Here is a 15,224-nt window from a genome sequence, read left to right on the forward strand (position 1 = left end):
CACCCTTTGCGGAAAACTCCGCAGCTCGGCAAGACGAACGTACAGTGCGTCCGGTTGTTGCATGAACGTCATGCGGCGGCCGGCGAGCGCAGACCAAGCTTTGGTCGCCCGCATCTCTAAGCAGCGTCCTAGAGCAGCACGTCCACTGAATGGATGGCCAGGCCGACTGCGCCGCCTACAAGCGTCCCGTTGATCCTGATGAACTGGAGGTCCTTGCCCACCGAATGTTCCAGGCGCTGTGTGATCGTCTGCGCATCCCATCCGCGCACCGTCTCCGACACAAGGCCCACGATCACATCGCCATAATCCGCGGCCGTTCCCACCGCGACGCGGCGAACATAGCGGTTCAAGGTGTTACGAAGCCGCGCATCGTCTTCCAGCGTTTGTCCCAGCTGACGAAGCATGTCGCCGATACCGCCAGACAGAAGCCGCTCGGGATCGCGCGCGGCGCGCAGCATCGCATGTCGCGCCTGTTCCCACAGACCGTTGATCCAGCTTTGCATGGCCGGATTCTTGAGCAAAGCGAGCTTCAATGCCTCCACTCGCTCCTGCATCTCCGGCTTGTGCTGGAGATCGCGGGCAAGCGTCGCCAACCCCTCCTCCGCCTTGGCACGCAGCGGGTGATCGGGTTGCTCGGCCATGTCGGCCAGCATCTTGTCCAGCCCATCGATGATCTTGTTTGCAATCGTCTCGTCGAGCCCGGTCCAGCGCAGGATGGTGCCGGCACGCTCATGCACCATGTTGCGCACGACCTGTTGGTTCGCCTCCAGCACTCTTCCTGCCCATCGAACGATCCCGTCGAGGATCGGCTGGTGCCGGCTCTCTGCCATAGCAGCCTCGAGCGCGCGCCCCAGCAGCGGCGACAGTTCGATCCGCCGGACCTGCTGAACCATTGCCCCGCGCACCATTCCCCCGAGCCGTTCCTGATCGAGGGCCTGGAGCACCTCCACTGCCAAGCGGGAGGCGCCGCGGGTGACACGCCGGCTGCCCGCCGAGGGACTCGCAAGCCAGCGACCGGCAGCGCTCGCCACGTCCATTCGCCGCATGCGGCGTGCGACCACCACCGGAATAAGGAAATAGTCCCGCAGGAACGTGGCGAGCTGGTCGCCGATCCGGTCCTTGTTTCGCGGGATGATGGCGGTGTGCGGGATCGGCAGACCGAGCGGGTGACGGAAAAGCGCCGTTACGGCAAACCAATCGGCCAAGCCGCCGACCATCGCGGCTTCCGCGAACGCTCGAACAAAGCCCCAGGCGGGATGAACGTCATCAAGTGCCCGCGCCAACAGGAATGCCGCCGCCATGACGATCAGCATTCCCGTTGCGATCACGCGCATGCGCACGAGCCCGACGGGCGCACTGGTCGGCGATGGGCGCCGTAGCGCAACAGGAATCATGCCCGAACAATCCCCCAGGCGGGGGTTTGTTCAAGCGTCATTCCGCGGGAACGTCGCCGTCGCGATAGCCAATACGTCCAGGCGGCGGTGGCAGCGAGCCGCCCGTCGCCGCGTGATCGATCGCGGGCACACCATCGTCGCCGGGCTGGTACGTGAGCAGCTTTCGACCCAGCCACGGCCCCACGCGGCGCTCGATGCCGATCGACAGGCTGAACGATGCCGGCACGATCAGAAGCGTCAGCAGGGTGGAGACGATGAGGCCACCAATCACGACGATGCCCATCGGCGCTCGCCAGGCACCGTCACCAGTCAGTGCAAGCGCCGTTGGCACCATGCCCGCGACCATTGCAACCGTGGTCATAACGATTGGCTGCGCGCGCTTGTGCCCGGCATCAACCACCGCATCATAGATCGGCACGCCCGCGTGCATTTCCTCCAGCGCGAAGTCGATCAGCAGAATCGAGTTCTTCGCAACAATGCCGAGCAACATCAGCAAGCCGATGAACACCGGCATAGAGAGCGGGTGGCCGGTAATGATGAGCGCAATCACGCCGCCCAGAGGCGCAAGCAGCAGCGACCCCATATTCACCAGAGGTGGGAGCAAGCGGCGGTACAGCAACACCAGAACGGAGAAAACGAGGAACACGCCCGCCACCACCGCGATGACGAAGTTGATCAGCATCTCCATTTGCCACTTGGCCTGGCCAACGCTCATCTGCTGCACGCCCAGCGGCAGGTTCTTCATCGAGGGCAGCTGGCTCACCTGCTTCATCGCATCCGACAGGATCAGACCCGGAGCGAGATCCGCCCCGATCGTGAGCTGACGTTGCTGATTGAGCCGGTTGATCTTGGTGGGACCAGAACCGAAACCGATGTCTGCAACGACCGACAAGGGCACCGACCCGCCATTTTGCGTCGGCACCGGCAGGTTGCGGATGGTCGCCATTCGGGTGCGTGATGATTGGTCGAAGGCGACGCGGATCGGAATCTGTCGATCGTTCAGCGAGAACCGCGCGCTGTTCTGATCGATGTCGCCAAGCGTCGCGATCCGGATCGCATTGGACAGCGCACTGGTCGTCACACCCAGATCTGCGGCGAGATCGAGCCGCGGCTTGATGACGATTTCCGGTCGGTTGAGATCGCCGGCGATGCGCGGCGCGAGGAAGCCGGGGATCTTCGCCATGTCGCGAACGATCGTGTCCGCCGTTTGCCGCAACAACACCGGATCATCGCTACCTAACGTAACAGACACGTCCCGGTTGTTGTCGCCCCAGCCGAACTGCGATTGGAAGTTGACCCGTGCGTCGGGGATCTTCGCCAAGGCCGGCGCGAGCGCACGCTCGAACTCCGTCGAGGTCTTCTGCCGCTTGTCACCGATATCCTTGCCGAAAATGGCGCCGATACGATCGTTCAGGCTCGGCTTTTCCTTGAACTGTACGGTGACACGGCCATTACCCACGAAAGTTCGCGTATAGGTCGTGTCCACTTCCGGTTGCTGGCTGAGCAGGTCGTAGACCTCGTTCACCACCCGCTGAGTCTGCGCCAGTGTGGCTCCCGGCGCCATGGTGATGGTGACAGTGGAACGCTCCTGGTCAACGGAGGGCTGGAACTGCATCGGCAGGCTTGCGAAGCCCAGCACGGTGAGCACGAAGGCGAGGCCGCCAATACCGACCGTCCATATGCGGTGATCATGGAGGTAGCCGGTGACGCGCCGAATGCCGCCACGCGCCCGAACGGCCAGCGACTTACCCGGATCGAGCGTCCAGCGCAGGACGCCCATATAAAGATCCATGAGGCGGCCTTCGCCGTGTGACTCCGGCCCGGCGGATTTCAGGAAATAGGCCGCGATCATAGGCGTGATCATGCGAGCCACGGCAAGGCTCATCAGCACTGCGACGACGACCGTTAGGCCGAAATTCTTGAAGAACTGCCCGGAAACGCCCGGCATCAAGCCCACTGGCAGGAACACCGCGACAATTGCCATGGTGGTCGCCAGCACGGCAAGGCCGATCTCGTCCGCAGCATCGATCGACGCCTGATAGGCCGATTTACCCATGCGCATATGGCGGACGATGTTCTCAATCTCCACGATCGCGTCATCGACCAGCACACCGGCAACGAGGCTCAATGCAAGCAGCGTCATGCTGTTCAGCGAAAAGCCCATCAGGTCCATGAACCAGAAGGCCGGGACGGCCGAGAGCGGAATGGCGAGCGCGGAGATGAAGGTCGCTCGCTTGTCGCGCAGGAACAGGAACACGATGAAGACGGCGAGCACCGCGCCCTCAATCATCGCGTGAATGGCGCTCTTATATTGCTCGACCGCATATTTGGAGCCGTCGATCCGCAACTGGAACTTGACCTGCGGATTGCGCTTTTCCAGCTCCGCCAGCTTCTTCTGTGCCTCACGGAAGACGGTAACTTCCGAATAGCCCTTCGCGCGTTTGAAATCGAAAGTGATGACCGGCTTGCCGTCCACGCCCGCTGCCGTGCGCTGCTCGGCATACAAGTCGCGTACGGTGGCGACCGCGCTAAGCTTGATGGTGCGGCCGTTGCCGGCGATGATCTGTGTCTCGCCCAGATCATAGGCGTCTCTTGCGTTGCCGAGTACGCGAACTGACTGCTCTGCGCCCGCGACTTCGGCGCGGCCGCCGGCTGCGTTCAGGTTTACCTGCCGCAGCTGCTGGTTGATCTGCGTCGCTGTCAAACCGTAAGCCGCGAGCTTCGCCGGATCGAGGATCACGCGTATTTCGCGATCGACACCGCCATTCCGCTCGACGCCGCCCATGCCCTCGATCGACAGCAATTCCTTGGTGACGGTGTTGTCGATGTACCAGCTGAGCTGTTCCACCGTCATGTCGGTAGCGATCGCCGAATAGCTGCCAAGATCATCGTCGTTGATCTTCACGCGGCTGATCTGCGGTTCAAGAATGCCTTCGGGCAGGTTCGACCTGATCTGAGTTACGGCATCCCGTACTTCGTTGACTGCCCGGTCCACCGGCGTTCCGATGTCGAGCTGCACCATAGTCGTGGAATTGCCCTCGCTGACGAAGGATTGCAGTTCGTCCACGCCTTCCACGGTTCGCACGGCCGCCTCGACGCGCTGCGTGACCTGGGTTTCCAATTCGCTGGGCGCCGCACCCGGCTGTGTGATCTCAACCGCAACGGCCGGGAAATCGATGTCCGGCTCCCGGTTGATGTCCATGCGAATGAAGCTGACGATGCCGGCGACCGTCAGGATCACGAACAGAACGATAATCGGAACCGGATTTCGGATCGACCAGGCCGAAATGTTGCGGAAGTTCATGCCGTCACTCTCCCGGCTTGCCGAGAACCGGGGCGATCTTCTGCCCGGGGTTCAGGAATGCGCCTGCGGAAACCACCACACGTTCGCTGCCGTCGAGCCCGGACGCGATCGCAACCGAGTTATCGCTGACCGTGCCAAGGCGCACATCACGACGACGCACGACATTGTCCTTGTCGACGACATAGACGAAATTGCCCTTTTCGTCGCTAAGGATTGCAGACTGCGGCAGGCCAGGCATGCTGGCATCCCCGCCGACGATCACCGCCGATGCGAAGCCACCCGGGCGAAGCGCCGGATCATAGCGCAGCGCGATCCGCGCGATTCCCTGACGGGTCTGCGGATCGATGACTGGCGAAACTTGCCACACCTGGCCCTCGAAGGAGCGATCGCTGCCTACCGGCGTTACCATCGCGCGCGCGCCAACCGGCAGCGCCGCCAGATCATCCTCCGGCAACTGGGCGCGCATCTCCAGTTCCCCGCCCTTGGCCATGCGGAAGAGCGTGCCCGACGCTGAGCTGATAATCTGGCCCGGCTCGACCTGACGAGTGAGGACCAGACCGGCAGCAGGCGCGCGGATGTCCAAGCGCTGGTTGCGTGCGCGTTGCTCGGCGGCAGAAGCAGCCGCAACCTTCAGGCGTGCGGCCGCCGCATCGCGGGTCGCAATGCGGCGCTGCACGTCCGCCTGGCTGATAAAGCCACGGTCAACTAGCTGCTGGGCGCGCTGCAACTCTGCCTGTGCCAAGGTCAGATCTGCCTGGGCGACGTTCACCTGAGCGGCCAAACTCTGCGCCGTCTGGGTCTGGACCGAACGGTCGACCAGCGCCAGCACCTGTCCCGCCTGCACCCACTGCCCCGGCTCCACCAGCACACGAGTGACCATGCCGCCCTCGCCTGCCACGCCAACGGGCATCTCACGACGAGCCGCCAGCGTGCCGTTCGCGTTGATCGTGCGCGCAACCGCCCCGCTCCCGGGAACAACGACTGTCACACGAGGCGCTTGATCCGAGGCAGCGCTAGCCGCAGCCGGCTTCTCGCCGCCGCGCGTGAAGAAGAAGGCGCCCAGGGCAATCACGACGGCGGCGACTAGCGCGATTACGAGAATGCGGCGCCGCCGGCGGGCGACGGGATCATCCGGCGCCTCGATCAAAACGGTCTCCCCACTCAACCCGCCCGTCTGATAATTCATGCGCCCTACATCCCGCTCCGGCGGCTTGCGGCAACCGGCACTACATTGATCTGCAGCTGTGTTATATGAATAAGTCACCGGGCTCAAGCACCGGTTTTGCCCCAATGCCGCATGGCAGATTCGACGGGGCGCGGCAAGCGGCGAGCCGTTCAGCCTGCGTTGATCAATCGGTCTGCACTAGGGCCCAACCGTTCCAAACCGGAGATTTCGGACGATGCGTTACACGATTGCCACACTTGCTCTGGCCGCCCTCATTCCGGTGGCCTTGCCTGCTGCAGCGCAATCCACGGCAGCGGTGCCGATCCTGCCGGAGGCGACCGTGCTGGACGTGGTTGCAACTGGAGAGGTGTCGCGGGTGCCCGATGTGGCGACGGTCCGCGCCGGCGTCGTTACGCAATCGCCGACTGCGGCGGCAGCTCTTGCAGACAATGCGAGCCGGATGGAACGCGTGGTTGCCGCGCTTCGCGCCGCAGGTGTGGCGCCACGAGACATCATGACCGCCAATGTCGGCCTTTCTCCACAATATCGCTACGGCGAGAACCAGCCGCCGGTCATCACCGGATACCAGGCGTCGAACACTGTTTCCGTGAAGTTTCGTGATGTGGCAAAGAGCGGCGCGGTGCTTGATGCGCTGGTGAAGGCAGGCGCCAATCAGATCGACGGGCCGCAGATGGCCATCGACAAGCCCGAAGCAGCACTCGACGCAGCCAGAGTAGAGGCGGTCAAGCGGGCCAGAGCGCGCGCTGCGCTTTACGCTGAAGCGGCCGGGCTTCGGGTTGACCGCATCGTAGCGATCGGTGAGGCAGGCGAGGACCGCGGCAACAACCCGCGCCCGCCAGTGCTTTACGCGCGGGCCGAAATGGCGTCCGACGCACAAACGCAAGTTCTGCCGGGGGAAACCAATGTTAGCGCGACGGTCACGGTGCGCTTCCTGTTGAAATAACGATCATCGCAGTCTGGCCCGACGCCCCGGTCAGACTAGCCGAAAGAAAACGGCCGCCCGTTTCCGGGCGGCCGTTGTTCTATCCAATCTCAATTCGCTTAGCGAACGCGACCACGACGGGCGAGGTTAACAATCGCAAGCAGGATCACCGCACCAAGCAGCGAAACCAGGAACGACGTAAGCGTCAGCGGCGCGCTGTTGATCGAACCGCCCGAGATGATCAGGCCGCCAATGAACGCGCCGACGATGCCGACGACGATGTTGAGAAAAATACCTTGCTGAGCATCGGTGCGCATGATGATGCTGGCCAGCCAGCCAATCACGCCGCCGACGATCAACCAGAGAATAATACCCATGACTCACTCCCCTGCGTTAACGGCCCGAACGGCCGGGCGCTGGGGAAAAGACTCTTGACACGCAACATTTGTTCCGGGCCCGTAACCCGCCCTCAGAACTTCTGCTGCCGCTCGTAGAGGGACTTGTAGTGCTGGATGCGCGTCACCCGCAGCCCGGGCATACCCGAGCGGTCGATCGCGCGCTGCCAGCTGGCAAACTCCTCGACCGTCAAACCGTAGCGGTTGCACACTTCATCAACGGTCAGCAGCCCGCCGTTCACCGCCGCCACGACTTCGGCCTTGCGGCGGACAACCCAACGCGTAGTGTTCGGCGGCGGGAGGGTGTCGAGCGTCAATGGCTCTCCGAGCGGGCCGATCACGCGGGCCGGACGAATTTTCTGGTTCTCGATCATGGCTTAACCTCGGTTCGGGGCGGGGCCCCCTCTCCACTTGATGAAACTACGGTGCGCTTACCGCCTGAAAGCGCATTAACGATGCGCGGTAAACAGGTGGTCACTCATCCTTCCACTGCATCATCACCTTCGCAACAGAACCGTTGAACGCCCCGTCGACGGGAGCAAACAAGGGGGAGTCGAGCCGCACCCTTGCAGATCGGGCATAGATGGTGGCCGTCGGCGACGCCGCCTGACGCGCCGTCATCTCCACCAGCAGCACCGCGAGGTCGCTAGGTAGCTCGACCAACGGGGCCCGTCGGTCAAAAAGGGCAAAACTCAAATCCACGCCTGGGCCGATCCCTCGTGCTTCATCGTCGGAAGCACCCCTGTACGCGCCATGAAGTGAAGGGTCCGTAAAGCTCGCGACGGTTCGTCGCGTTCACCATCAACATGAAATGTGCTATCGGCCTCGCCGTGATCGATATCGGTGATTTCCAGATGTCCGGCAGCGCTGCCGGACGGCGCATCGTCGTCGCCATGTCCGGCGGCGTCGACAGTTCCGTTGTAGCTGCTCTTGCCAAGGCGAGCGGCGCCGAAACGATCGGCGTCACCTTGCAACTGTACGACCACGGGGAAGCAACCGCGCGCGCGGGCGCCTGCTGCGCCGGACGCGACATCCGGGACGCACGGGCGGTATGCGACCAACTCGGCATCGCACATTACGTATTTGATCATGAAAGCAGCTTTCGCACGCAGGTGGTCGATCGCTTCGCTGATGAATATCTGGCCGGCCGCACCCCCATTCCCTGCGTCCAGTGCAACATGGGGCCGAAATTCACCGATCTGTTCGCGCTCGCGCGCGATCTTGGGGCAGATTGCCTCGCGACGGGCCATTATGTCCGGCGCCTGATCGGCGCCGACGGCCCAGAACTGCACCGCGCCATCGATCCCGCGCGCGATCAGAGTTACTTCCTGTTCGCGACCACCCCGGCCCAGCTTGATTTTCTACGGTTCCCCTTGGGCGGCATGCCCAAGGATCGCGTGCGTGCGATCGCCGCAGAAATGGGTCTCGGTGTTGCTGCAAAGCCTGACAGCCAGGACATCTGCTTTGTTCCGGACGGTGATTATGCCGGCCTGGTGCGGAAACTGCGTCCCACGGCCGTTGACGGGGGAGAGATCGTAGACATGAGCGGGCGTGTTCTCGGCCGCCACAGCGGCATCATCCACTACACCGTCGGTCAGCGCCGTGGCCTCGACATCGGCGGCCAGCCGGAACCGCTATACGTCATCAGATTGGAGCCCGACGCGCGCCGCGTGGTGGTGGGCCCGCGCACTGCGCTTGCGGTCGGCGTTGCTCGCCTGACCGATCTCAACATCCTGGGACCACTGGATCGGCCGCTGACCGCAAAGGTTCGCTCCATGGCGCGGCCGGTTCCGGCGCGGTTGCGAGGTGATCACCTCATATTCGATGCGCCGGAATATGGAGTCGCACCGGGGCAGGCAGCGGTATTGTATGACGGTGATCGCGTTCTCGGAGGTGGATGGATTGCCGAAACGGAAAGCGCGGCGCTGGCGGGCTGACGGCCGACTGGCGACCAACAGGCACGCCAGCACGCCGGTTCGTCAGCCCAACGTCAGGGCAACAAGAACGTGCCCTCGATCATGGTAATACACGAACCAGTCAGCACTACACGTTCGCCATCCAGACGACAGCCGATCCGCCCACCTCGCGCGCTCGCCTGGAATGCAGAAAAGGTGTCGCTTCCAATCACCTGCGCCCAATAGGGCACCATCACCGCGTGGGCGGATCCCGTGACGGGGTCCTCCGGGATGTCGAAATACTCTGTGAAGACCCGACTGACCACCTGCGCGGTTTCACCGGGCGCAGCCACGATGTGAACGATCGGGCCTAAACTCTTCAGCGCGCGGGCATCAGGCGCCGCTGCGCGCACCGCTGCCTCGTCGTCCACGATGACAAGGGCGTATCCCTTTTCATGCCACAGCGTCTCGCGCGCCGTCACTCCTAGCGCAGCAACGATATCGTCCATCGGCTTCGGCTCTGGAGCCCAAGCGGGCAGCGCCATTTCATACGCTGGCCCGCGACGCGTGACTTCCAGCACGCCCGCCTGACGGGTGACAAAGCGAACCGAGTGCCGGCTAGTGTCCGAGGAAAGCACGAAGTGCCCGCTCGCCAGGGTGGCGTGCCCGCATAGTGCCACTTCGGCAGCCGGCGTGAACCAGCGCAATTCGAAGTCAGCCTCGCCTTGCGACGGAACCAGAAAAGCCGTTTCCGACAGGTTGTTTTCCGCCGCGATCGCCTGAAGCGTAGCATCGTCGAGCCAGGAGGAAAGAGGCATCACTGCCGCCGGATTGCCGGTAAACGGCTGATCCGCAAAGGCGTCGATCTGAGCGAACGGGATCCTCATATGCGCTTTCCGAACCAGTGGGGGGTGACGTCGGCTTCGACGAGCGGATTGTCTGTATCCACATGCCCTTCAGGATCGAGGTGGATCAGAACTTCAACGCGAGGGAAGACATCCCGCAGGCGCCGTTCGACGCTTTCAACGATATCATGAGCCGCCGCGACCGTAAGGTTGCGGTCGACCTCCATGTGGAATTGCGCGAAATCGTGGGTTCCCGCTCGCCGCGTCCGGAAGTCGTGGATGCCGCGGATTCCTGGCTGCCGAGCCGCGATCTCGATGAACGCCGCACGTTGGTCGTCAGGCCATTCCTTGTCCATCAGCATGTCGATCGCCTGGCTGGACGCCTTGAAGGCGCCCCACACAAGCCACAAGGCGATCGCGATGCCGAACACCGGGTCTGCGCCAGCCACTCCCATGAACTGGTCGAGCACGAGTGCGGCGATAACGGCCACGTTCAGCAGCACGTCGGATTGATAGTGGACATTGTCGGCCAGGATCGCGACCGATCCGGTACGACGGATAACGCTGCGCTGGTAAGCGAGCAGCGCGAAGGTTGCCACGATCGCAACAAGTGACACGCCGATGCCAAGCGACGCATCCTCGTTCACCTGCGGATTGGAAAGGCGCTCAATCGCGCGTGCCGCGATCCCGATTGCCGAAGCGGTAATCAGCACGACCTGGAACAGCGCGGCAAGCGCCTCGGCCTTGCCGTGGCCGAACCGATGATCATGATCGGCCGGCTCCGCGGCAACCTTGACGCCATATAGCGTCACCAGGCTGGCGAGCAGGTCGAGACCAGTATCGGCGAGACTGCCCAGCATCGCCACCGACCCGGTATGCCATGCGGCATAGCTTTTCAACGCGAGCAGGAACGTCGCGGTCGCGACGCTCGCCAGCGCCGCACGCATCGCGAACGGAATGATACGGCGGCGTTCTTCGCGCGTCATGGGTATAGGAGGCCTTCGATCCAGCTTGCGCCACCATCCGTATCGGTGCGCGTAAACAATCGACGCTCATGTAGTCGATGTGCGCGGTCCTGCCAAAACTCAATGCGGTCGGGCACCACCCGGTATCCGCCCCAATGCGGCGGCCGCGGCACCTCCCCTCCCTCAAACCGGAACTGCATCGCATCAAAGCGTGCCTCGAAGATCGAGCGCGCGGCCAGCGGTCGGGACTGTTCGGATGCCCATGCACCCAGCTGCGAATCGCGGCCGCGCGATGCGAAGTAAGCATCGCTTTCCGCCTCCGTGACCAGGCTTACCGCACCTTCGATCCGGATCTGGCGTCGCAACGACTTCCAATGAAAAAGGAGTGCCGCCTGCGCATTGGCCGCAAGATCCTCTGCCTTCCGGCTCCCGCGATTGGTGTAGAAAACGAACCCGTCGGGCCCGTGCCCCTTCAGCAGCACCATCCGCACCGCCGGGCGACCGCTTGCGTCCGCGGTAGCCAGCGCCATGGCATTGGGATCATTGGGCTCATTGCCGCGTGCCTCGGTGAACCAGGTGTCGAACAGGGTGAAGGGATCGGTGGTCATGCCCACGCCTTAGCACCGTACATATTGCGGAACGACTCCCGGCGCCGGGATTTGAATCGGCCTCGCAACGACAAAGGCTCCATCATGCCCGCTCGCGCATATTGGCAGGGACAGATCCGCCTCGCGCTCGTCTCGATCCCGGTCGAGATCTACTCGGCGACCAAATCCGGCGCCGCCGTCAAGTTTCGCCAGATCCACGAGCCGACCGGCAAACCGATCCACTACGAGAAAGTGGCCGAGGGCGTGGGGCCGGTCGATCCCGACGATATCATGAAGGGGTTCGAGATTGAGAAGAACGAATATGTCCTGCTCGACCAGGATGAGATCGACTCGGTGAAGCTGGAGTCCAAGAAAACCCTTGAACTCACCCAGTTCGTCGATGCGAGCGACATCGACGTTCTCTATTACGAGAAGCCGTATTTCGTCGTGCCGGCTGATGACCTTGCGGAAGAGGCATTCATCGTCCTGCGAGAGGCGCTCAAGCGCACCAAGAAGGTCGGGCTCGGCCAACTCGCCATGCGCGGGCGGGAATATGTCGTCAGCCTGAAGCCCTGCGGCCGTGGCATGATCCTCGAAACGCTCCGCTACGCCGACGAAGTCAATCGCGCCCAGAGCTATTTTCGTGAGATCCCAGATGAGAAGCCCGATAATGAGCTTCTGGAACTCGCCGAAGCGCTGATCGAAAAGAAGAGCGCCGCCTTCGATCCGCAGGAGTTCCACGATCGGTACGTGGACGCGCTGAAGGACCTGATCGAACGCAAGCGCAAGCAGAAGTCGAACCGCAAGATCATCGACGAGGATGAAGGCGGTGGCCGATCGGCGTCCAACGTCGTCGATCTGATGGCAGCCTTGAAGAAGTCGATGGAGAAATCAGGCGGCGCGTCGTCATCGACAAAACCGGCGGCGAAGAAGGTGCCCGCGAAGAAAGCGCCGGCCAAAGATGCGCCCGACAAGGCCGCTTCCACAAGGAAACCGGCCGCAAGGAAGCGCGCCTGAGCCGCTTTCCGGCGCCCCCCTGCCTGCATCGAGGCTGAAACATGAGCACCGATCCTCTCGCCCTATACAACGCCAAGCGCGATTTCGCGAAGACCGCAGAGCCGGCGGGCACACTGGCGCCGGGCAATGGCAACAGCTTCATCGTTCAGAAGCATGACGCGACGCGGTTGCACTGGGACTTTCGCCTGGAGCTGGACGGCGTGCTGAAAAGCTGGGCCGTCACCCGCGGGCCCAGCCTCGATCCCAACGAAAAGCGTCTCGCCGTGCGGACCGAGGATCACCCGCTTGGCTATGCCACTTTCGAAGGCACGATCCCGAAGGGGGAATATGGCGGCGGCACCGTCATGTTGTGGGATCGCGGCACCTGGTCCGTCATCAAGGGAAAATCGGCCAAGGATCTGGAAAAAGGGCACCTCCACTTCGTCCTCGATGGCGAGCGAATGAAGGGCGAATGGCTGCTGATCCGACTGAAGCCACGCGGCAGGGAGAAGCGTGAAAACTGGCTGCTTCGCAAGATCGACGATGCCTATGCAGGCGGGACAGACATGCTGGTGGAGACCGGCCTGACAAGCGTAGCCACCGGCCGAACCATGCAGGAAATCGCCGACGACAAACCGGCCCGTCTGAAACAGTCGAAACGAAGTGAGACGGGAGCGCCCAAAGCAGCGAAAGGCGCTGCAAAGGCAGGTTCCGGGAAACCGCGACAGCGTAAGGCACGCGCGGGATCAGGCACGAAACCGCCGGCCTTTTCAGAACCCCAACTGTGCACGCTCGTGGATACCGTGCCCTCTGGTTCCGCATGGCTGCACGAGATGAAATATGATGGCTATCGCGCCCTCATCGCCGTAGGCAGCGGGACAGCCAAGGTTTACACCCGTAACGGGCTTGACTGGACTGACAAGTTTTCGGCGATCGCGGCGGCCGCTGCACAGCTCAACGTCGACAACGCACTGATTGATGGCGAAATTGTTGCCTTCAAGGATGGTCGCCCGGATTTCTCGACGTTGAAGAACGCGATCTCGTCAGGCGGGGAGATGACCTTCTTCGCATTCGACCTGCTCGAAATGAATGGCGAGGATCTTCGGCCGTTGCCCAATGTGCAGCGCAAGGAGCGGCTGCGCCCTCTCCTCCCGGGATCCGAACGCCTGCAATTCAGCGAGCATGTGATTGGCTCTGGCGAGCAGTTGTTCGAGCGCATGTGTCAGGAGGGCATGGAAGGGATCGTTTCGAAACAAGCCGACGCACCCTACCGCGGGTCTCGCACGAAAGCCTGGCTCAAGATCAAATGCACGCGGCGGCAGGAATTCATCATCGTCGGCTGGACCCGATCGGACAAGTCGCGGGGATTTCGCTCGCTGCTCCTGGGCGTGCATGAGAACGGAAAACTGCGCTACGCCGGCAAGGTCGGCACTGGCTTCTCCAACCAGCTCATGATGGAGTTGAGCGCAAAGCTGGCCAAGCTGGAGCGCAAGACACCGACTGTCGAAATTCCCAAGAACATCGGGCGTGCGGCCGTTCGCGGCGCCCGTTGGGTCGCCCCGAAGCTGGTCGCGGAAATCGCCTTTACGGAAACGACGCCTGACAACCTGCTGAGACATCCCAGTTTTCTTGGCCTGCGTGGGGACAAGGATGCAAAAGATGTGGTCATCGAAACCCCGCAGCCGGTGCCCGCGGCGCCCGCCAGCAGCATCAAGGTTAGCAGTCGTGATCGCCTGATCTTTCCGGAATCGAGCGTCACCAAAGGGGATCTGGCGGATTATTATGCCGCCGTTTCCGGCATCATGCTCCCCTGGGTTGCGCGGCGGCCGGTAAGCCTGGTCCGCTGCCCACAAGGGCGGGCACGCAAATGCTTCTTCCAGAAGCATGATGCCGGATCGTTTGGCGACCATGTCCATCAAGTGCCGATTACGGAAAAGGACGGAAGTACAGAGAATTACCTGTGGGTCGACGATACTGACGGGCTTGTTGCCTGTGTGCAGATGGGCACCATCGAGTTCCATGGCTGGGGCTCCACGGTGGACCATCTGGAGAAGCCCGACCGGCTGGTTTTCGACCTGGATCCTGATGAGGGGCTCGACTTCGAGGACACCAAGAAGGCCGCCGAGCATCTAAAAAATCAGCTGGCGGAGCTTGGACTTACAAGTTTTCCGATGCTGTCAGGCGGCAAGGGCATCCATGTGGTGGTGCCGCTAACGCCCAAAGCGGAGTGGCCGGCCGTGAAGAGCTTTGCCGACCGGTTCGCACGAGCACTGGCCCAGGCAGAGCCGGACCGCTTCGTTGCGACGATGAGCAAGGCCAAGCGCAAGGGCCGTATCTTCATCGACTGGTTGCGGAACCAGCGGGGAGCCACCGCAATCATGCCCTATGCAGCAAGAGCCCGCCCTGGTGCGCCGGTGGCCGCGCCGGTATCATGGACGGAACTGCGCGAGATCAAAACGGCCGCGAACTGGAGCGTGTTGGCCTCACAGGAACTGATCGAGCGCGCCGCCAGTCGCGCGCTCGCCGGCTGGGGTGTCGCGGATCAGGTTTTGCCGGATCTTTGACCGTCAGCAGTAATCATCCCGTCGTCGGCCAAGCCGATCCTGCTTCGGCGATCCGGTGGTGAAGCGGAAGGGCGGGCACGAGCGCCGACGCCTTTGGGCTATGTTGTTCCACCTGAAGCTGGCGACGAACGATCAACTCCTGGATCCACGAGCCGGGTGGTACTTTCGTGT

The 15,224-nt window shown here is 62.6% G+C and carries 13 protein-coding genes; 4 read left to right on the forward strand and 9 right to left on the reverse strand.

Translation table 11 applies throughout. The annotated features are described in order from the left end of the window. Positions 1-128: 128 nt before the first annotated feature. Genes LK535_RS10630 through LK535_RS10640 form a run of 3 tightly spaced genes read right to left on the reverse strand, consistent with a single transcriptional unit; the run spans position 129 to position 5,884 of the window. Positions 129-1,394, reverse strand: coding sequence for a DUF445 domain-containing protein (locus LK535_RS10630; RefSeq protein WP_227771869.1), 1,266 nt, complete (start codon positions 1,392-1,394; stop codon positions 129-131). A 37-nt stretch (positions 1,395-1,431) separates the two neighbouring features. Further along, a complete protein-coding gene (locus LK535_RS10635) occupies positions 1,432-4,698 on the reverse strand; it encodes an efflux RND transporter permease subunit (protein ID WP_227771870.1) in 3,267 nt (1,088 codons plus the stop codon). A gap of 4 nt (positions 4,699-4,702) precedes the next feature. Then, positions 4,703-5,884, reverse strand: a complete 1,182-nt coding sequence (locus tag LK535_RS10640; RefSeq protein ID WP_227771871.1) for an efflux RND transporter periplasmic adaptor subunit — start codon at positions 5,882-5,884, stop codon at positions 4,703-4,705. A 214-nt stretch (positions 5,885-6,098) separates the two neighbouring features. Here LK535_RS10640 and LK535_RS10645 point away from each other — a divergent pair, with 214 nt between their 5' ends. After that, complete coding sequence (locus LK535_RS10645; protein WP_227771872.1) at positions 6,099-6,827, forward strand: SIMPL domain-containing protein; 729 nt, start codon at positions 6,099-6,101, stop codon at positions 6,825-6,827. 98 nt (positions 6,828-6,925) lie between these two features. On the opposite strand, the gene LK535_RS10650 is transcribed toward LK535_RS10645, so the two are convergent. The 3 genes from LK535_RS10650 to LK535_RS10660 form a co-directional block, all read right to left on the reverse strand. Beyond that, positions 6,926-7,183: a GlsB/YeaQ/YmgE family stress response membrane protein gene (locus LK535_RS10650; RefSeq protein WP_227771873.1), complete on the reverse strand. Its 258-nt coding sequence runs from the start codon at positions 7,181-7,183 to the stop codon at positions 6,926-6,928. 92 nt (positions 7,184-7,275) lie between these two features. Then, on the reverse strand, positions 7,276-7,575 hold the full coding sequence (locus LK535_RS10655) for a DUF1153 domain-containing protein (protein ID WP_088330758.1): 300 nt from the start codon (positions 7,573-7,575) through the stop codon (positions 7,276-7,278). A gap of 100 nt (positions 7,576-7,675) precedes the next feature. Then, positions 7,676-7,864, reverse strand: coding sequence for a hypothetical protein (locus LK535_RS10660; RefSeq protein WP_227771874.1), 189 nt, complete (start codon positions 7,862-7,864; stop codon positions 7,676-7,678). A gap of 170 nt (positions 7,865-8,034) precedes the next feature. On the opposite strand from LK535_RS10660, the gene mnmA reads away from it, so the two are divergent. Continuing rightward, complete coding sequence (gene mnmA, locus LK535_RS10665) at positions 8,035-9,138, forward strand: tRNA 2-thiouridine(34) synthase MnmA (RefSeq protein WP_415837124.1); 1,104 nt, start codon at positions 8,035-8,037, stop codon at positions 9,136-9,138. Between the two features lie 53 nt (positions 9,139-9,191). On the opposite strand, the gene LK535_RS10670 is transcribed toward mnmA, so the two are convergent. From LK535_RS10670 to pdxH, 3 genes are read right to left on the reverse strand one after another with little or no spacing between them, the layout of a single operon-like run. Continuing rightward, positions 9,192-9,983, reverse strand: coding sequence for a PhzF family phenazine biosynthesis protein (locus tag LK535_RS10670; RefSeq protein ID WP_227771876.1), 792 nt, complete (start codon positions 9,981-9,983; stop codon positions 9,192-9,194). Further along, on the reverse strand, positions 9,980-10,927 hold the full coding sequence (locus tag LK535_RS10675) for a cation diffusion facilitator family transporter (protein ID WP_227771877.1): 948 nt from the start codon (positions 10,925-10,927) through the stop codon (positions 9,980-9,982). The genes LK535_RS10670 and LK535_RS10675 overlap by 4 nt, the downstream gene beginning before the upstream one ends. Beyond that, a complete protein-coding gene (pdxH, locus tag LK535_RS10680; RefSeq protein WP_227771878.1) occupies positions 10,924-11,514 on the reverse strand; it encodes a pyridoxamine 5'-phosphate oxidase in 591 nt (196 codons plus the stop codon). Before pdxH ends, LK535_RS10675 begins: the two co-directional genes overlap by 4 nt. 84 nt (positions 11,515-11,598) lie before the next feature. On the opposite strand from pdxH, the gene LK535_RS10685 reads away from it, so the two are divergent. Beyond that, positions 11,599-12,510 (forward strand): Ku protein, encoded by a 912-nt coding sequence (locus LK535_RS10685; protein ID WP_227771879.1) that lies wholly within the window; start codon positions 11,599-11,601, stop codon positions 12,508-12,510. A 41-nt stretch (positions 12,511-12,551) separates the two neighbouring features. Then, complete coding sequence (gene ligD, locus LK535_RS10690) at positions 12,552-15,053, forward strand: DNA ligase D (protein ID WP_227771880.1); 2,502 nt, start codon at positions 12,552-12,554, stop codon at positions 15,051-15,053. Positions 15,054-15,224 lie beyond the last annotated feature (171 nt).

Source organism: Sphingomonas sp. IC4-52 (assembly GCF_020707225.1).
GTDB lineage: Bacteria > Pseudomonadota > Alphaproteobacteria > Sphingomonadales > Sphingomonadaceae > Sphingomonas.